The 18214-nt window shown below is 35.4% G+C and carries 18 protein-coding genes; 4 read left to right on the top strand and 14 right to left on the bottom strand.

Translation table 11 applies throughout. The features are described from left to right. Nucleotides 1-48 precede the first annotated feature (48 nt). Nucleotides 49-1059: a site-specific integrase gene (locus E7B10_RS01690; RefSeq protein WP_287501569.1), complete on the bottom strand. Its 1011-nt coding sequence runs from the start codon at nt 1057-1059 to the stop codon at nt 49-51. A 106-nt stretch (nt 1060-1165) separates the two neighbouring features. Here E7B10_RS01690 and E7B10_RS01695 point away from each other — a divergent pair, with 106 nt between their 5' ends. Together E7B10_RS01695 and E7B10_RS01700 are read left to right on the top strand one after the other, a co-directional pair. After that, nucleotides 1166-2512, top strand: coding sequence for a VanW family protein (locus tag E7B10_RS01695; protein WP_101928278.1), 1347 nt, complete (start codon nt 1166-1168; stop codon nt 2510-2512). Between the two features lie 364 nt (nt 2513-2876). After that, entirely contained in the window at nt 2877-3320 is a 444-nt protein-coding gene (locus E7B10_RS01700) for a phosphatase PAP2 family protein (RefSeq protein ID WP_316055451.1), read from the top strand. A gap of 185 nt (nt 3321-3505) precedes the next feature. Here E7B10_RS01700 and E7B10_RS01705 read toward each other — a convergent pair whose 3' ends face one another. After that, a complete protein-coding gene (locus E7B10_RS01705) occupies nt 3506-4804 on the bottom strand; it encodes a WG repeat-containing protein (RefSeq protein ID WP_316055452.1) in 1299 nt (432 codons plus the stop codon). Between the two features lie 226 nt (nt 4805-5030). On the opposite strand from E7B10_RS01705, the gene E7B10_RS01710 reads away from it, so the two are divergent. Beyond that, nucleotides 5031-5180: a hypothetical protein gene (locus tag E7B10_RS01710; protein ID WP_009352573.1), complete on the top strand. Its 150-nt coding sequence runs from the start codon at nt 5031-5033 to the stop codon at nt 5178-5180. Between the two features lie 65 nt (nt 5181-5245). On the opposite strand, the gene E7B10_RS01715 is transcribed toward E7B10_RS01710, so the two are convergent. The 4 genes from E7B10_RS01715 to E7B10_RS01730 all read right to left on the bottom strand — a co-directional run bounded on the left by E7B10_RS01715 (nt 5246) and on the right by E7B10_RS01730 (nt 8772). After that, nucleotides 5246-5995, bottom strand: coding sequence for a DUF4241 domain-containing protein (locus tag E7B10_RS01715; RefSeq protein WP_024062572.1), 750 nt, complete (start codon nt 5993-5995; stop codon nt 5246-5248). A 45-nt stretch (nt 5996-6040) separates the two neighbouring features. Beyond that, entirely contained in the window at nt 6041-6784 is a 744-nt protein-coding gene (locus tag E7B10_RS01720) for a DUF4241 domain-containing protein (protein ID WP_287510734.1), read from the bottom strand. A gap of 1 nt (nt 6785) precedes the next feature. After that, complete coding sequence (locus E7B10_RS01725; protein WP_024062570.1) at nt 6786-7694, bottom strand: HAD family hydrolase; 909 nt, start codon at nt 7692-7694, stop codon at nt 6786-6788. Nucleotides 7695-7833: 139 nt separating this feature from the next. Further along, nucleotides 7834-8772, bottom strand: a complete 939-nt coding sequence (locus E7B10_RS01730) for a DUF1848 domain-containing protein (protein WP_287510737.1) — start codon at nt 8770-8772, stop codon at nt 7834-7836. 146 nt (nt 8773-8918) lie between these two features. On the opposite strand from E7B10_RS01730, the gene E7B10_RS01735 reads away from it, so the two are divergent. Beyond that, nucleotides 8919-9668, top strand: coding sequence for a class I SAM-dependent methyltransferase (locus E7B10_RS01735; RefSeq protein WP_316055453.1), 750 nt, complete (start codon nt 8919-8921; stop codon nt 9666-9668). Between the two features lie 111 nt (nt 9669-9779). Here E7B10_RS01735 and E7B10_RS01740 read toward each other — a convergent pair whose 3' ends face one another. The 8 genes from E7B10_RS01740 to E7B10_RS01775 form a co-directional block, all read right to left on the bottom strand. Next, nucleotides 9780-10442: a hypothetical protein gene (locus E7B10_RS01740; RefSeq protein ID WP_316055454.1), complete on the bottom strand. Its 663-nt coding sequence runs from the start codon at nt 10440-10442 to the stop codon at nt 9780-9782. 108 nt (nt 10443-10550) lie between these two features. After that, entirely contained in the window at nt 10551-11840 is a 1290-nt protein-coding gene (locus E7B10_RS01745; RefSeq protein ID WP_287511157.1) for an amidohydrolase, read from the bottom strand. A gap of 118 nt (nt 11841-11958) precedes the next feature. Beyond that, complete coding sequence (locus tag E7B10_RS01750; protein WP_004697218.1) at nt 11959-13203, bottom strand: adenosylhomocysteinase; 1245 nt, start codon at nt 13201-13203, stop codon at nt 11959-11961. 175 nt (nt 13204-13378) lie between these two features. Beyond that, nucleotides 13379-14443, bottom strand: coding sequence for an S-methyl-5-thioribose-1-phosphate isomerase (gene mtnA, locus E7B10_RS01755; protein ID WP_024061654.1), 1065 nt, complete (start codon nt 14441-14443; stop codon nt 13379-13381). 42 nt (nt 14444-14485) lie between these two features. Beyond that, entirely contained in the window at nt 14486-15280 is a 795-nt protein-coding gene (gene mtnP / locus E7B10_RS01760; RefSeq protein ID WP_021148163.1) for an S-methyl-5'-thioadenosine phosphorylase, read from the bottom strand. A 109-nt stretch (nt 15281-15389) separates the two neighbouring features. Continuing rightward, the gene (hslO, locus tag E7B10_RS01765; RefSeq protein ID WP_287511159.1) at nt 15390-16268 is read right to left on the bottom strand and encodes an Hsp33 family molecular chaperone HslO; all 879 of its coding nucleotides are present in this window, start codon (nt 16266-16268) and stop codon (nt 15390-15392) included. 198 nt (nt 16269-16466) lie between these two features. Beyond that, nucleotides 16467-16928, bottom strand: coding sequence for a 6,7-dimethyl-8-ribityllumazine synthase (ribE, locus tag E7B10_RS01770; RefSeq protein WP_316055455.1), 462 nt, complete (start codon nt 16926-16928; stop codon nt 16467-16469). A gap of 69 nt (nt 16929-16997) precedes the next feature. Beyond that, nucleotides 16998-18200: a bifunctional 3,4-dihydroxy-2-butanone-4-phosphate synthase/GTP cyclohydrolase II gene (locus E7B10_RS01775; RefSeq protein ID WP_155086223.1), complete on the bottom strand. Its 1203-nt coding sequence runs from the start codon at nt 18198-18200 to the stop codon at nt 16998-17000. Nucleotides 18201-18214 lie beyond the last annotated feature (14 nt).

Below are 18214 nucleotides of genomic sequence, written 5' to 3' on the forward strand. Positions count from 1 at the left end.
TTATTAAACGATTTATAGTTATTGTCTAAATCAACTGATTTATGATTGTTATCTAAATCGCTTTTCAAAAATTGTAGAGATAGGATTATCTACAAACTTATTCGCTTCATTGATATAACGACGAACCATATTTACACTATGATGACGTGTTTGCCTCATAATATTACGTTCTTCAACACCATAAGCTGCTGCAGTCGTTGCAAAGCCATGACGTAAACTATGGGCGCCATACATAGTCGGATCTAGACCAATAAGAGAAATATATTTTTTTACGATTTCTGAAATCATCTTATCGGATATGGCTGTTTTACGTAATGACATATTTTTTGTAAACCCTCTAAATACAGGTCCTTCAGTAATACCAGAAACACGTAACCATTGTTGTAAGGCTCGTACTGCATCTAACGGAGAACCAGATAAATGTGGGATAGCTACCACGGCCCCTTGACCTTCTTGGTCGGCCTTAGAGGATGCTACAAAGATTTCAACACCTTGTGGTGAAAATTGAAGATTTTCTACTGTAATAGCTGCAATCTCACTGCGACGAAAGGCACCCATAAAGCCAATCAAAAGAATAGCTTTATCACGCAATAATTGAAGTTCTGGAACATCTAGCTTAGCCATACAGTCTATAATATCTTCAATATCTTCTAATAAAACTGGTGTTTTCCCTTGTTGAAACGTTCCTTTTAACCGTCTAATACCACGTAAGGCCTGTTTTACAATAGGCGCCATACACGGATTATTTCTTTGACTAGAAGCATTAAAATTTTCAGATATAGCACTTATACGACGTGAAATTGTATTTGCCTTTGCATAATCTGCTAGATCGTTAATATAATTTACTATTGTTTCTGGTGTAGCTGGAAAATAAGATATCTTTTGATAGGTACACCAATCTACAAAATCGTCCCAATCCGATTCGTAAGCATCAACAGTATTCTCGGCCTTAGATAACAATATGCTTTGTTTTGCTTTCATAGACAACTTTGTACTATTCATAAGCGCATCGTTATTGCGCAAATAGAAATGTTTTTGTTGTTTCTTAGACTCTGACATAATTCACCCTTACCCTTAAAATATCAATATAATTGTACCATAGATTAGATCTATATATGCTATAATTAGAGAATATAATAACTTATTTGGGAGAATTTACCAATACATGACGAAGAAATATATATTAGTAGGAACAGTCTTTGTTCTTTTAGGTACAACTGGCTGCTCATACATTCCAACAGAAAACATTTCTTATGGTGTATATTATAATGATACAGATCTATCAAATACACCAAAGAACAAATTACAAGCGCGTTTACAAGAGCTGAACGATAAGATACCTCAGACTATATCTATCGATATGGGAAATAATAAAAAACAACAAGCTACATATCATGATTTAGGCATTCAATTCGATACAGAGGGTATGGTAAAAGCTATTTCCACATACGGCTATGAGGATGATATGTGGACAGTACTGTCACATAGATTTAATGGCTTATTTTATGGTCATCATTTTAAACCACAATATAAGTTAGACGAAGTAAAGGGGAAAACATATCTCACTGAGTTAGCAAAAACAATTGATACACCTGGTCATGATGCATATCTTACTGTTGAAAATGGACAAGTAGTAATACATCCCGCAAAAGAAGGTAAACGTATTGATATCGATGCCACCCTCAAAAAGCTGAAAGATGATTTACAATCTGGCGATAGTATAAATTCACTTTCTATGGTATTTACTACGCAGAATACAGTAAAAGTTACCGATACTGATCTAAAACCTTTAAATACTGTATTAGCATCTTTCACAACGGAGTATAATCCAGGCAATGAAAGCAGAACACATAATATCCAATTAGCTTCTGATAAGATAAATGGTACACTCATTAAGCCAGGCGCACAATTCTCCTTTAACGATGTTGTAGGCGAACGTACTGCAGAAGCTGGCTATGATGATGCACCTGTTATGATTGATGGCAAATTAGTTCCTGGCATTGGTGGCGGTATTTGCCAAGTAAGTTCTACTATTTTTAATACAGCTTTATTATCCGGAATGAATATTGTTGAACGAACTCCTCATTTTGAGCCAGTTGGATATATTCAAGCTGGCAGAGATGCTACTGTAGCTTGGGGCTATTTAGATTTTAAATTTAGAAATCCATATCAGAATTCTATTTATATTTTAAGCGTTATGAATAATGGAACCTTAACTATTTATATTATCGGTACAGCTCAAGATAAACCAAAGAATATATCTATCTCTGTAGGCGATTACAGTGAGATTCCTAATAAAACAATAACTAAGGTAGATCCATCTTTAAAAGAAAAAGAGGTACAAGAAGGGCATGTAGGCTTGAAAATGAATACATATAGAACCATTACATATGGCAACTGGGTTACTCAAACCGATTCCTTTGAGTCTGTATATGACCCAGTAGATACAATTATTACAATGCCTACTACATCTGAAGCAGCAGTAAAAAAAGGTGACAAAAAGAAAACATAATTATAGTTTTTATGAAATATAGCCTAAACTATTGACCATTAGATATAAATAGTTTAGGCTATAATTTGGGCTGTAAATGAGAAATCATTATAGACGTAAATAAATTAGTATAGATTAATTATTAAAATAAAAAGCATAAGATATTCTCAATAATTATCATTTAGATGAGAGTAGAATAGAAGAGGAATTTATGGACACAATTTTACAATTTGATCACTCTTTAATCTTCTATGTACATGAACATTTTGTATATAGTTTTTTAACACCAATTATGGCATTTATTTCAAAAATCACAAGTAATGGCGCATTATGGATTATAATAGCCTTATTATTAATGCTACAAAAAAAATATCGCGTTTTAGGCGTGGCAATTATTATTGCTTTAGGATTTGTATTTATAATTGGCGACCAAGGTTTAAAACCAAATGTAGCGAGATTAAGACCATTTGTTGATTTTCCAAATGTAACGGTGCCGTTAGAATCTGCACTACCAAAAGCTACAAGCTATTCATTCCCATCAGGTCATAGTTTTGGTTCATTTGCATCATCTATGACCATTTACCTAGGCTTAACTCAAATAGCGCCTCAGAAGCGATATTTAGGGATTTTAGCATTGTTAGGTTCAATAGTAGTAGCGTTCTCTAGAGTTTACTTATTTGCACATTATCCAACAGATGTATTAACAGGCTTAGTATTAGGGATTATCGTAGGATTTATTGCCTGGAAGTTAGCAAGAATTGGTTGGAACTGGTGGACTAACCGTCATAATGATGTAGAATACGAACCATACACATTTAAACGTAAATAAGCAAAAATAAGCAAAAAACTTGATAACATAAGGGATTGGGCCATTTAGGCCCAATTTTCTTATATAAATAACTTCCGATAATATATCGTTATCGGAAGTAATTTAAAAACAAAAGAAAAACTAGCCTATATTTCTATAAGCTAGTTTATGTAAGTTACTTCTAAAAATAACAAGATATGCACTCATTATTTATCAAAGGATTCCATTTCTTTAATATATGCAGCTAATAATGGCTCATCTATGGTAACCTTATCAAATTTAGGTTCAACGACTATGTGTCCTTCATAATCCATGAGACCATATTTTCCGTCCGACTTATAAACATATAAATCATTATAGAATGATGTTATATCGTCATCATAATCCGGTAATTGGAATACTTCATATCCTGAATTAGTATCTATGACATATTTTTTCTGGCCTTTGGTTGCGGTCGTCACCTTATTCAATACATAAATAGGCTTTGATGTATCTATACTATCATATCCATCATTATATAAATTACCTAAATGTGCATTAAATATTTGAACACCTTTAGAATATTTTAATACAAAACTACGATCACTTAATCGTTCATAGGAGTCAAATTCAAAAGGAACAACTATTTTATTTAGTGAATCAATAATACCATACTTATGATTTTTATCAGTAACTACAAAGTAGTCAAACTTTTTACCTAAATGTTTGATTGAGGTATATACTGCAGGAATTACCAACGTATTCTCACTAGTTCTCATTCCATATAATGTATTGCCTTTTTTATCTATTTCTGCAAATAAAACATATTCATTTGATGGTGATCTACTGAAAAACTTCTCGGTAGAAAAGTCACCATATCCAGAACCATCGCCTGTAGTTGATTTCTCATAGTTATTTGTATGTATTAAGTTCAGAGCTTCACTTTCACTTAGTAATATTCCCTCATCTGTTACGTATTTTATATATCCATCAGCAGTATATATTTCAAACAAATTCTTTTTATCTACTGCTGACCAATAAAATTTAATGTTCTCCCATCCACCCTTTATAGGATTCCCCATAATTTGAACGCCATTAGTTTTATTATATAGATACCAATAGTCCCCTTTTTGTCCTAATATTAATTTATCATTGATAGCGCTATAGTTATGTACTACGTCATTAATAGCATAGGTACCATTAGAATTAACTAGTTTAAATCCTCCATCAGTTAAGGCTCTCGCATAATAGTAATCAAATTCATATTCATAGCCTGCCGGTAAATAAGATAGGTTACTTAAATTAACATATCGTTTTTGACCATTTTCATAAAAGGATCCATACACAAATTCATTAGAGGCTTTCATATAATCAACGTGTAAGTTATCATATGGACCAAGTATCCAACTCCCTTTTTCATCGACGATAGTATTACCAGCTGGGGATTCTAAGGTAATATATTCTTTTGCAGATGCTATATTACATGCAACCAATACTATAGCTAAGCCTAATACAAACTTTCTCATATATAGATCTCCAGTATACAAAACAATAATAATTAATCTCATAATACCATATTTTAATACTATAATTAAGAGAATCATTTCATACTTAATGAGCTAATATGGAAATGATTTTTATTTGAAGTAATTCATATATTAGCAATTTTATATTGAATTTTTTAGAATTAGGTTGTAAAATAAGCATATAAACTATGTAATTTACTCATATCAACTCTTTTGGAGGTATTATATGTGCTGGTGTGATATTGTAAGCAAAGCCAAAATTGGCGGTTTAAAACATCTTGGTAATGGTATGGAAAGTTCCTTAAGATTTCTTGCGGAAATTGTTCTTACCCTAAGTATTATTCGTGTACTTGTAAACTGGATCTTTGGTATTTAAAGATCTAAACTGAATAAGATACTATAAAAGGCGCTTAGTTATCTAAGCGCCTTATTTATATTCAATTATATTTGATGATTAGTTGTATCACAGCTAATATATTCTACAACTATTTGGCAAATATCTCCATCCCTATCAATACCCCAATATACAGGATAAAGACCACATCCGTATCCTGAGCGTATCATAGGAAATGATAAATTGGTATCTGGAATTTCAAAAATAATCCAATCTCCGAAAGGTTGTTGATATTTAGGATTATCTAATGCATTTTGTTTAAACTTTTCCTCTAATAAATCTAAGTAAATATTACCATTTGGATTGTTTTGATACCATTGATTTTCAAATTTTTTATAAGCCTCTGCTGTAGATACATCAACAATAGTTGCCAAAGCACTATCTACAGAAAAGCCAACAAAACTTTCTTCACCTGTTAATTCAGAAAGGTCTTCATCGCCAATAAGCGCTAATTCATATCGTACTGGTTTTGTACTTTTAAATAACACTCTAGTTAAAACATAACCATAATCATTAGGACCTAATTCAGCAACTAATGTTTCAACTGGATATGTCCCAGGTTCAACACTCCTAAAATAAGGAAGATTTTCTAAAGTACCTAGATTTACAACGGGATCACATGCAAAGATATGTCCTGTTGTAAATGTAAAATCACCCATTGGTAATCTATATAACTTTTTATTAAATAGTTCTTCAGCATTAAATATATCATCATAATTGATAGGCGCCTCTAATTTTCCTTCACTATTTAATTGATCATATATAGTTAGCCATTCTTTAGAAAGCTGATTCCTCATTAGTATTTTCTCCTAAAATTTATGAAATACATTATAAATTAGTGATTACTGATACGCTTCGCTGCAATCAATATATTCCATAATAAGTTGGCAGATTTGTCCATCTTTATCAAATGCCCAATATACAGGGTATAAACCATCACCAAAGCCAGATTGAATCATTGGTACAGTTAATTCTGTTTCAGGGATGGTAAAGTTAATCCAGTCCCCTTTAGATCGTTGGTATTGAGGATATGCCATAGCATTTAATTGGAATAAATCGCTATAGTAATCATCGTAAATGTTCTTATCCGGATAGTTAGTATGCCATTGATCGTAGAACTTTCTGTAGGTCTCAATTGTTTCAGCATCCACAACTGTAGCAAGACCAGAGTCTACCGGAAAACCGATAAAGCTTTCACCATCATCTAGAATTTCAATATCTTCTGTACCTTTCAAGGCTAATTCGTAGTTTACCGGCTCATTTCCATTAAATATAACGCGGCTCGCTACATAACGATATTGATTTGGTTCCATTTCAATGATTTTAGTTTCCAATAAATACGTGCCTGGTTCCACCGTTCTAATATAGGTATCAGGTTTGCTCGGTAACGTTACCAATGGATCACAGCATGTAATATGACCTGTTGGGAAGTTTACAGTCCACATAGGCAATGTATGTAAAGGAAACCCTTTTAACTCTTTACGAGAAAATAAATCGTGATATGGTACAGTAGGTTTTAACTTACCTTCGGAACCTAATCGGTTGAATGTTTGAATCCATTCGCTAGTTAATTTAGATTTATCCATGTTACTCCTCTGCTTCGTATTTACAATGAATATATTCGCCCTCTAATACTTCGTACGCCGCTGTTTTACGTATAATTTGCTTCACTAAGGTATCTAGCTTTGAACCATTAGAATAGTCTGCTGGTGCATAATACCGAATACGGTGATGACGCATCATTTTATAGACCTTATCTTTATCCTTTTTAATAGGATCATATACACCTATGGAATGACCACCATTGGCATTTACAAGGCTCATGCAAGGAATATCTGTATCGCTATCCCCAATATAAATCATATTCCGGAACGGCACTCGTTGATTCTCAGGCTTAATATAATCATTAACTCCTGTATCATTAATATCGAGAATCCCTTTTTGTATGCGGAATAAAAATTGTGTTTTATTTGTATAGTTAATGGCTTGAGCTGGCCATACGGCTACGCCCTTATCATCAAACATAAATGCACTAGCGTAGATTTTTGTGAAAGCCCCCTCTTTTGCCATTTCAGTGCCTTCAATCATCTCTTTTAAACCAGAAGAAATGATGTAATGCTCAATGCGTACGCCATGTTCTAAGCCATAGTCCCGAATACGTTCAAACCAAGTACGAACGCCTTCATACAGTTCTACTTGATTGCCATATTCCATAAGCTTTTCTTTCGTTATATAGAAATGACCTACAGCCTCTTGAATCATCTTGTACATATAGGCTAAGTTATTATCCATGTCATTCTTTTTAGCCAATTCATTCGATTCTTGCCAGAATTGTTTAATTTGCTCTTCGTTATAGCCAACAGATTGAATAAAACCTTGTGCCTGCATATCATCAGGGGTTAAGGTTTTATCAAAATCGTAGCACATAGCTAGTACTGGCATAGATGATTCAGAAGATTCTATGGATGCTTTACTGTCAGTCTTATAGGTGATCATAGTCCACCTCCTTGTAATAATACATAAACAATTAAAAGTCGTTTAACTCTCTTATATTCTTGAGGTGACCCAACCCCTTTTGTTTATATTGTACACGATACGTCAATGATTTGAGTTTCGTAATTCCCCATAATTCTAGTTAAAATAAGCTATCTTGTGTAAAAGTTTCGTCTACAATCCAGCTCTTTTCCGTGCTTTCTTTGATAATTGCTGTTTTTGAAAGTGATCCAATGAGTAAGCTAGAATTTGGATCATGTTGCATTTGATTTTGGCGAACTGAGGCTTGATTCGTATTGGCATAACAATAACGACAGAAATGACTACAACTATCGTAAGCGCCAATATCTCCATGTAAATAACAATTACACTCTGGTCTAGCTGGTGTACGTTTCGGTGCTTTTAATTTTACGTTCCAAGCACGTTCATAACAGTCTAGTGTAAGACAGCCCTCTGTATTAGCACCTAATTCTTTGAAAACGTCCCCTTCTCCACAGGTTTTAAGTATCATCTGATGAGAATGCGCTATAGATACTAATTCTTTAATGATCTTCGTTTGAATATCTAAACTCGGTCTATAGCCTTCAGGAAAGTTATGAGCAACCTTATCAAAGATATCTAAAAAACTAACGATAACTGTATCAGTATAGCCCTTTAAAGACTTTGCCATTTTATAAAAGCTTTCAAAATGAAAATCTATGGTATATTCATTGGTTAAAATAATTGGATCATAGCGCCACACAATAGACTGAGGATTAAGCTCATTGGAAATATGTTTAAAACCATCTATTATAGACTCATATTGCGGTACATAGGGCTCAATATCACGGCCATAAGGTGTTATCGTCATATGCCAATATTGCCGATACTCTTCAATTTCATTTATTAATGGTATAAATGGCAAGGGATTTTTCGTACAAAAAGCAATACCATCTACTACTTCGCGATTAATAGTATAACGCGTTATTTGTAGTGAATTATAAGGATTTCGAACGTCTACGAAACCTTCATGTATACGATTAATCAGCCATTGACCATAAAAGGCAGGTATATCTGTACGTTGTCCAGTTTGTAATATCATATCGCTGCCCTTTCATTAAACAAAATATAAAAATATTATAACATATCTATCCCTATGTATTTATAGTATAAATGTGATTTTTGCTGTATAGTTTATTCATTGTTTATGGTACTATAAAGATTATAAAATATGAGGAGAACTAACGTATGAACGATATTTTTGAACAGAACCATCCTATGAAGGATGATAAAGAATTTATTACATCCTATTGGACAGATCGAGCTCACGATTTTGGAACCTTACGAGCTAAAGAATTAGAGAGCCCTAAACTTAAATTATGGAGAGATGAACTAACGAGTCATATCTTTGATTCTGATCGCTCTTTACGTATTTTAGACATTGGTTGTGGTGCAGGCTTCTTTAGTATTATCCTCTCTCAACTAGGACATACAGTACACGGCATCGATATTACGCCTAATATGATAGACGAAGCAAATCAACTAGCAGAATCCCTTGATTGTGATGCTACCTTCTCCGTCATGGATGCTGAAAATCTCAGCTTTGACTCTAATACCTTTGATATCGTTGTAGCCCGCAATGTAACATGGAACTTATCACATCCAGATAAAGCCTATGCTGAATGGTTACGCATCATTCGTCCAGGCGGTTTAATCCTCAATTATGATGCGGAACATGCTCGCAATCACCATGACTTACCACAATCTGTTCATCATGCCCATAAACATGTAAGCGATGAGCTAAAAGAGCGGTGCCATACGATTTATCATATGCTTGAAATTTCATCCTTTACACGCCCTCAATGGGATAAAGAACTACTTACAAAGTTAGGTGCTAGCTCTGTTACCATTGATACCACCGTAGGACCTCGTATTTACAGCGAAGAAGATGAATTTTATATTCCTGTACCAATGTTCTTAGTGAAGGTAATAAAATAGCCTTCAAAATAAGATATTACAAAATAAACCCACTCATATTAATGATATATTCCTTTATTAAGTATCTAATAAAGGAATATATCATAGTATGAGTGGGTTTACTTTTATTTATTACTTCTTATTATCCTTGATGATAGAGTCATCAAAGCTATAGGTTGTTATAAATTTTGTTTTAGGATTAGCAGCATTACCAACGTCTTCTAAATATTTATTAGAAGCTAGTTGAAGGTCTTGCTTATACGCATCGGCCAATGTTTGTAAATTGTTCGTATCACTAACTCGTTTAAAGGTTTGATCCATAAATTTAATAGTATCTGTTTTTGAATCATAAATAAGATCAGTATTTGGTATGTCCTTAATATCCATCTTGATTGTATTTGAATTTGAGCTATCTGCGTTACCTACTATATCGTTAGCACTCATTACAAGTGTAAGTGCCGTAATATAATTTAGACGAGCTTCCTTTATATCCCCTACCATTTGAGTAGATTCAATTACAGGTCTCTTTTCAGGCGTCGTATATTGATAGTTATAGGCTTTCATATCTGCTGTATAAATCGTCTTACTATCATTTCGAGCTGTAAGATTCATCGTAAAAATAGGTGTGTCAACAGCACTTACTACATTTTGAACGGTATAGCCTGAGTAAGCGATCCATTCACCTTCAGGTCTTTTAGACTGAGAAGACGCACTATTACTACTACAACCAGCTAATATCAATAAACTAACTAAGGCGATACAAAGTGAAAGGTATTGAAATATTCTTTTTAGCATAGCAGTACCTCGCATACAAACTTATATTATATAAATATAAACCTAAAAGAATACGAAAATAGACAAGAAAAAGCAAATCAGTTACAGATATAGTTCTTTACTAATATACTAGTTACTGAAATACTTTTGAGCCTTAGTGATTTCTGCACGAAGTTTTTCTTCATCAATAGTAAGCAATTCTTTGTTTTTCATAAGAACTTTGCCACCTACAATTGTAGTATTTACATCAGAACTGTTTGCAGAGTATACGAGTGCCGCTAAATCGTTGTAACGTGGCATCCAGTGCATACCAGATACGTCATATAGCACGATATCTGCTCGATAGCCTTTCGCTAAAATACCAAGGTCTGTATAGCCAATTGCTTTCGCTCCTTCTACAGTACCCATATTCCAAGCTGCTTGTGCAGGAATGGCTTTAGGATCGTAGAGACGTGCTTTATGTAAGGTAGCCGCAAGGCGTACTTCTTCAAGCATGTCCGCATTATTATTAGATGCGGAACCATCCGTACCAAGTCCAACAGTAATACCTTTACCAATCATTTCAGGAACGGGTGCAATACCACTTGCTAATTTAAGGTTAGATTGTGGATTATGTGCTACTGCTACATTATTTTCAGCCATAATTGCCATATCTTCGTCTGTAACATGTACACAGTGTGCTGCTAATGTAGTATTCCAGAATAAACCTAGGTCATGCATATGAGCGATTGGAGTTTTACCTGTAGCTTTCATTACATTCTCCACTTCCCCTTTAGTTTCGGACAAGTGCATGTGAATGCCACAGTTTAATTCATGAGATAAAGAGATAACCTTCTCCATATAAGTATCTGGACAAGTATATGGTGCATGTGGTCCTAATAATACTTTGATGCGGTCATTATCAAAGCCGTTCCAAGTGCGGAATAAGTCAGCATTTTCAACTAATGCTTGATCTGCTGTTGGGGATACACCGGCTAAGCCACGTGACAATACAGAGCGAATACCTGTTTCTTTTACCACCTCAGCAGTAGTATTCATAAAGAAATACATGTCGCTAAATGTAGTGGTACCAGTGCGCAACATTTCAGCAATACCGAGTTGTGTGCCGTACCGTACATAATCGTCATTTAATTTTGCTTCTGTTGGCCAAATAGCCGTTTCAAGCCATTCCATAAGCTCAAGATCATCTGCATAGTTTCTAAATAGACCCATCGCAATATGAGTATGTGTATTTACAAGACCTGGCGTAGCCAATTGACCTTTACCGTCTAGTACTTCCTTAGCAGAGACTTTTACCTTTTCAGCTTCACTATCGTTTAAAATAGCTGTAATATAACCATTATTAATTGCAATGGCATGATTTTTTAGAACCCCCTCATCGGTGAGGACGTCTACATGAGTAATCAATAAATCAGACATAGTCTTCCCTCATAGGTATAACCGAGCCATGATAGCTCGGTTATATTTGTTTAATTTGAAAGCTAGTATAGTTTAGATACAAAATGTATTACAGAAACCATTATATTTCAATACAGTATTAGTTTACTTTTGTTAGATAATCGATTTGTTCTTGTGTTAAAGAATCTAAGTCATAGCCCATGGAGTTCAACTTAAGTTTAGCGATTTCCACATCTAATTCATGAGGCAATACGTATACTTTTGGATCCATTTCTTTACCGTTTTTCAAGATATACTCTGCAGCAAGGGCTTGCATAGCAAATGACAAGTCCATAATTTCTGCAGGGTGACCATCGCCAGCTGCAAGGTTTACTAGACGGCCTTCAGCCAATACATAGAGTTTACGACCATCAGACATAGTATAGCCTTCGATGTTTTGGCGAACCCTTTCGTGGCTTACAGCAAGTTCAGTAAGATCAGAAACATTCACTTCGCAGTCAAAGTGACCAGCATTACATAAGATAGCTTTATCTTTCATCACTTTGTAATGCTCTTTTACAATAACATCTTTACAACCTGTTACAGTACAGAAAATATCCCCAACCTTAGCGGCTTCAATCATAGGCAATACTTTGAAGCCATCAAATACAGCCTCTATAGCTTTAATTGGATCTACTTCAGTTACATATACGTGTGCACCAAGGCCTTTTGCGCGCATCGCAACGCCTTTACCACACCAGCCATAACCAGCAACAACAACGTTCTTACCTGTTACAGTCAAGTTCGTAGTGCGCATGATACCATCCCAAACGGACTGACCTGTACCATAGCGATTATCGAAAAGATATTTACAGTAAGAGTCATTTACAGCAATCATAGGGAATGTTAATTGTTTAGCGTTCTCTAATGCATATAAACGATGTACACCTGTTGTAGTTTCTTCACTCCCCCCTAACAAACGTTCTTTTGCATCTTGTCGTGTAGTATGCAATAGATTTACTAAATCACCACCATCATCAATGATAATATGTGGTTTATGATCAAGTGCTTTATGGAGGAAGTTAAAATATTCTTCATCAGTACAATCGTACCAAGCATATACAGTAATGCCCATATCTACAAGACCTGCAGCTACATCGTCTTGTGTAGACAACGGATTGGAGCCCGTTACAATTACATCTGCACCACCGCGTTTTAATACAGTCGCAAGGTATGCTGTTTTTGCTTCCAAGTGAACACTAACAACAATTGTTTGGCCTTTGAAAGTTTGTTCTGCTTCAAAACGGTCACCTAATGTGTTTAATGTAGGCATAAAGTTAGAAACCCAATCAATTTTTTTGCGACCTTCTGTTGCTAAATTTATGTCTCTAATTAAAGATTGCATAATATCTCCTTTTACTCATACAAGTAGATACAATAAAATAAATAGTTGATAGTAAATCTACTTAGATTTATTGATATTATATAATGTTGTTAATATCGTTGTAGATACTTACTTATATAGATAATATATTGCTTATATTTTGAATGCTTAATAAGCTAATCATTAAGATAATAGATTATTTAGATTCTACAATCTGGCGTAGCTTACCGATTGATTCTTCATAATTTGGAGTCAATACTCCCTCTTCGGTGATAATCGCTGTTACAAGTTCATGAGGTGTTACATCAAATGCAGGATTAAGTACATCAATACCACTAGGGGCTGTTTGAACACCGTGTAAAGCGGTTACTTCATCATCGTTACGCATCTCAATAGGAATATCGCTACCATTTTCCAAAGTAAAATCAAATGTACTATAAGGAGCGGCTACATAAAACGGAATATTGTGGAATTTAGCTAGTACAGCCACACCATAGGTACCAATCTTATTGGCTACATCCCCTTTTGTAGTGATGCGGTCAGCACCGACGATAACGGCATCAATTAATCCATGTTGCATCGCATAGGCTGCCATATTATCTGTTTCAAGAGTAATAGGAATACCATCCTCGTAAAGTTCAAAGGCTGTGAGTCGAGCACCTTGTAATAATGGACGTGTTTCATCAGCATACACGCGTTCCAGTTGTCCATTTTCATGTAATTTACGAACAACACCAAGTGCTGTTCCTAGACCACCTGTAGCTAGTGCACCCGCATTACAATGAGTTAAGATGCGAATATTCTTTTTACCTTCAAATAATGTAGAACCTGCTTCGGCCATACGTCTATTCAAAGACACATCTTCTTCGTGAATGATAATAGCCTCTTTTGTAATGAGGTCTACTACTTCACTCATTGAGGACATACTGTCAACATTAGTTTTCACAAGAGAAATGACACGATCTACAGCCCAAGCTAAGTTGATTGCCGTAGGGCGAGTTTCTTTTAAGATCTCACTAAACTCATATAAGCTTGTAAGTTGTTCACTAAATGGCGCCTCTAAACGTCCTGCTTCCATAGCAGCTAAAATGAGACCATAACTAGCAGCTACGCCAATAGCAGGTGCGCCACGAACGCGAAGCATTTTAATAGCTTCGGCCACTTGGCGCCAATCTGTACAGTGAACGTATGTAATTTCAGTAGGCAATTTAGTTTGATCTAATAGTACCAGCGTATCTTTACGCCATTCAATATTAATCATAACTTCTCCTTCGATAAACTATTGTGTATCATTATGAGTTGATTATAGTTTAAAACCACCATATTCATGCATGCGATTATGAGCATCATAACGAGCATCCACATCGATTGCATCAATAGCTCCTAAGATAAGAGATTTTAGTTGAGCCGCCATATTGCCCATCATTTCTACAACTTCCGCATGTGTCAAAGCAGATTCAGAAATACCTGCTGCATAGTTGGTAATCATAGAGATCGTAGCATATGCCATTTCAGCTTCATTCGCTAAATTTACTTCCGGTACATTTGTCATACCTACTGTATCGCCACCGAGCATGTGGAACATTTTGATTTCTGCAGGAGTCTCAAAACGAGGGCCTTCAGTACATACATAGGTACCGCCATTATGTATCGTAAGGCCTTGTTCCGTACCTACCTTTTGAAGAATATCACGTAATTCAGGGCAGTATGGATTTGTTACATCAAGATGTGCCACTGGACGGTCCCCACCTTCATAAAACGTAGTGATGCGGTTCTTTGTAAAATCTAAGAATTGGTCAGTCAAAACAAAATGACCTGGCTTAAAGTTCTCATTTAAAGAACCTACTGCTGTCGTGGAGATAATAAATGTAACGCCTAGTTTTTTGAGGCCCCAAATATTAGCACGATAGTTAATTTTGTGTGGAGGAATTGTATGATCTTTGCCGTGACGAGCTACAAAGATTACAGTTTTCCCATGGTATGTACCTTGTACATAATCTATTTCACCATATGGTGTCATTAAGGATTCTTCATGAATATTTTCAAAGATGGACGGATCATAAACACCAGTACCACCAATTATGCCAATTGCACTCATTGTGACCTCCTATTATTAATAACTCTATCTTTTATTTTCTCATAGAATAGAAAAACAGGCTATAGGAAAAACCTAGTAGCCTGTATTTTTTCTACATATTATAAAGTTTTTATTGAATTGGACCTTTTGGGATGAACATATCTTGTAACTCTTCACGTGTGAAATGATATTTTTCATTACAATAATGGCAAACAAGCTCTGTTACGTCATCTTCCAAAATAGCATTCTTATCTTCTTCACGTAATGTCATTAGCACACTGGCAAAGCGATCACGACCACAACGACATTGGAAATGAATTGGTTCATTATATACTTCATTCACAGTTAAACCATCGAGAACACGTTCCATAAGACCTTTACCATCTGGGTTTGCTTTCAAATATTCTGTAATAGGACCAAGTTCATTAATATTCTTTTCTACTTGTGCTAATGCTTCATCTGTAGCATCCGGTAAGGCTTGTACGATAAAACCTCCAGCTACAACCGTATGGTAATCTGGATCTACTAATACACCTAAACTAATCGTAGACGGTACTTGTTCAGATGCATATAAATAATATGCCAAATCCTCTGCTACTTCACCACTTTGAATCGGGCTTGTAGAAGTATAGTCTTGCGCTAACTGCGTGAAACGAGTCACTTGCACTTCCCCATTATGACCTACGGCAGAACCAACATCAAGCTTACCAGCATGCTTTAAAGGTACATCAACATGTGGCTCGTCTACATAGCCTCGAACCGTATTATCAGAGAATGCATCTACATGAACTACACCTAGTGGACCATCACCTTTGATACGAAGACTTACGTTTTCATGGTTTTTAAAATCACCAGCTAATAAAATAGCTCCCGTCATAGCACGACCTAAAGCAGCTGTTGCTACAGGCCATAAATCATGACGTACACGAGCTGTTTCAACTGTATCGGTTGTTACAGCTAAAGACATACGAACCCCTTCTCGGGTTGTAAAACGTTTTATATAATCCATTCTATCATTCCTTATTTCTACTTATTTTATATAAGATATTATATTTATATTGCTTATATAGTATATCATGTCAAATATTTAACTTTCAATAATAGAGAATATATGTTCGTCTAGTCTGATTTAAAGTTAAAAGAACATATTTTCGATGATATAAAAACACCCAGTACCATGAGATACTGAGTGTTATATATACAGTTCTTAGATTTGATCGATAAGGTTAACCATTTCGATTCCACCCATCGCACAATCATAACCTTTATTACCCGCTTTTGTACCTGCGCGTTCGATAGCTTGCTCAATGTTTTCAGTAGTTACTACACCAAACATAACAGGAATACCAGTTTCCAAAGATACATGTGCGATACCTTTGGCTACTTCGTTGCATACATAATCATAATGAGTAGTGGCCCCACGAATAACAGCACCTACACAAATAACTGCATCATAACGACCAGATAAAGCTGCTTTCTTAGCAATCAAAGGAATCTCATAAGCACCTGGAACCCAAATTACTGTAATATCCTCTTGTTTAACATCGTGACGAAGTAAACAATCTTCAGCGCCTCCGATTAATTTAGATGTAATGAACTCGTTGAAACGAGAACCGATAATAGCAAATTTCTTACCAGTACCTAATAAGTTACCTTCTTGAACCATCATTATATTGACCTCCTTTATTCCATCTAAGGAAATATATATGTAACGACCGAGTTATATGGTGAAAGTTAATTAGTCTTCTAACATATGACCCATTTTCTCTTCTTTTGTTTTTAAATAGCCTGCATTAAATTTATTTGCAGCAATGATGAGTGGTACACGGCTAGTTACATTGATTCCCCAATGTTCTAAGCCATGACGCTTTTCGGGATTGTTAGTTAATAAGCGGATGCTTTTAATACCCAAGAAACGGATAATTTGAGCCGCTAAGGAGTATTCACGCATATCTGCAGGGAAGCCTAATTGTTCATTTGCTTCTACTGTATCAAGGCCCTGTTCTTGTAATGCATAGGCTTTAATTTTATTGGTCAAACCAATGCCACGGCCCTCTTGTCGCATATATACAACAACGCCTTTGCCTTCTTTTTCAATAGCGCGCAACGCATTGTCTAATTGTTCGCCACAATCACAGCGCTTAGAACCAAATACATCGCCTGTTAAACATTCAGAATGAATACGTACAAGCACATCGCTACAATCTTGAACATTGCCCTTTACGATAGCTAAATGCTCTTTATGATCTAATTCATTTTTAAATACAAAGATATTAAAATCACCAAATTTAGTAGGCAACTTAGAACAAGCACCAAGCTCAACCATATCTTCATGTTGTTTACGATATTCTATAAGTTCTGCTACAGAAGCAATTTTCAAGTCATGCTCCTTAGCAAATTTCATAAGATCTGGCAAACGGGCCATATCGCCATTGTCTTTAGTAATTTCACAAATAACGGCAGCCTCTTGTAACCCTGCTAGGCGACAAAGGTCGATAGATGCCTCAGTATGACCTTGACGTACCAATACGCCGCCCTCTTTATATACAAGTGGAAATACGTGACCTGGACGACGGAAATCTTGAGGTTTCGCATTAGGATCTAATAGTTTTTGAATTGTATAAGCACGCTCTGCAGGAGATACGCCTGTTGTAGTATCTACATGATCCACAGTCACAGTAAAAGCAGTTTCATGGTTATCAGTATTTTTGGTAACCATTGCAGGAATGCCAAGTTTTTCTAACGCTTCGCGGCGCATAGGCGTACATACGATACCGCGAGCGTATTTAACCATGAAGTTAATGTTTTCTTGCGTCGCAAACTCTGCAGCAATGATAAGATCGCCTTCGTTTTCACGGCTTTCATCATCAACGATAATAACAGGTTTACCAGCTTTAAGGTCTTGTAAGACCTCATTAATAGAATGTAATTGTTCGCTCATAGGAACGCTCCTTA

The sequence above is a fragment of the Veillonella sp. genome (assembly GCF_032470285.1).
In the GTDB taxonomy this organism is placed as follows: Bacteria; Bacillota; Negativicutes; order Veillonellales; family Veillonellaceae; genus Veillonella.

Bases quoted from the DNA above. Each gene is read 5' to 3' on its own strand.
- E7B10_RS01690 (WP_287501569.1), bottom strand. From the start codon at position 1,059: ATGTCAGAGTCTAAGAAACAACAAAAACATTTCTATTTGCGCAATAAC.
- E7B10_RS01695 (WP_101928278.1), top strand. From the start codon at position 1,166: ATGACGAAGAAATATATATTAGTAGGAACAGTCTTTGTTCTTTTAGGT.
- E7B10_RS01705 (WP_316055452.1), bottom strand. From the start codon at position 4,804: ATGAGAAAGTTTGTATTAGGCTTAGCTATAGTATTGGTTGCATGTAAT.
- E7B10_RS01710 (WP_009352573.1), top strand. From the start codon at position 5,031: ATGTGCTGGTGTGATATTGTAAGCAAAGCCAAAATTGGCGGTTTAAAA.
- E7B10_RS01715 (WP_024062572.1), bottom strand. From the start codon at position 5,995: ATGAGGAATCAGCTTTCTAAAGAATGGCTAACTATATATGATCAATTA.
- E7B10_RS01720 (WP_287510734.1), bottom strand. From the start codon at position 6,784: ATGGATAAATCTAAATTAACTAGCGAATGGATTCAAACATTCAACCGA.
- E7B10_RS01725 (WP_024062570.1), bottom strand. From the start codon at position 7,694: ATGATCACCTATAAGACTGACAGTAAAGCATCCATAGAATCTTCTGAA.
- E7B10_RS01730 (WP_287510737.1), bottom strand. From the start codon at position 8,772: ATGATATTACAAACTGGACAACGTACAGATATACCTGCCTTTTATGGT.
- E7B10_RS01735 (WP_316055453.1), top strand. From the start codon at position 8,919: ATGAACGATATTTTTGAACAGAACCATCCTATGAAGGATGATAAAGAA.
- E7B10_RS01740 (WP_316055454.1), bottom strand. From the start codon at position 10,442: ATGCTAAAAAGAATATTTCAATACCTTTCACTTTGTATCGCCTTAGTT.
- E7B10_RS01745 (WP_287511157.1), bottom strand. From the start codon at position 11,840: ATGTCTGATTTATTGATTACTCATGTAGACGTCCTCACCGATGAGGGG.
- E7B10_RS01750 (WP_004697218.1), bottom strand. From the start codon at position 13,203: ATGCAATCTTTAATTAGAGACATAAATTTAGCAACAGAAGGTCGCAAA.
- mtnA (WP_024061654.1), bottom strand. From the start codon at position 14,443: ATGATTAATATTGAATGGCGTAAAGATACGCTGGTACTATTAGATCAA.
- mtnP (WP_021148163.1), bottom strand. From the start codon at position 15,280: ATGAGTGCAATTGGCATAATTGGTGGTACTGGTGTTTATGATCCGTCC.
- hslO (WP_287511159.1), bottom strand. From the start codon at position 16,268: ATGGATTATATAAAACGTTTTACAACCCGAGAAGGGGTTCGTATGTCT.
- ribE (WP_316055455.1), bottom strand. From the start codon at position 16,928: ATGATGGTTCAAGAAGGTAACTTATTAGGTACTGGTAAGAAATTTGCT.
- E7B10_RS01775 (WP_155086223.1), bottom strand. From the start codon at position 18,200: ATGAGCGAACAATTACATTCTATTAATGAGGTCTTACAAGACCTTAAA.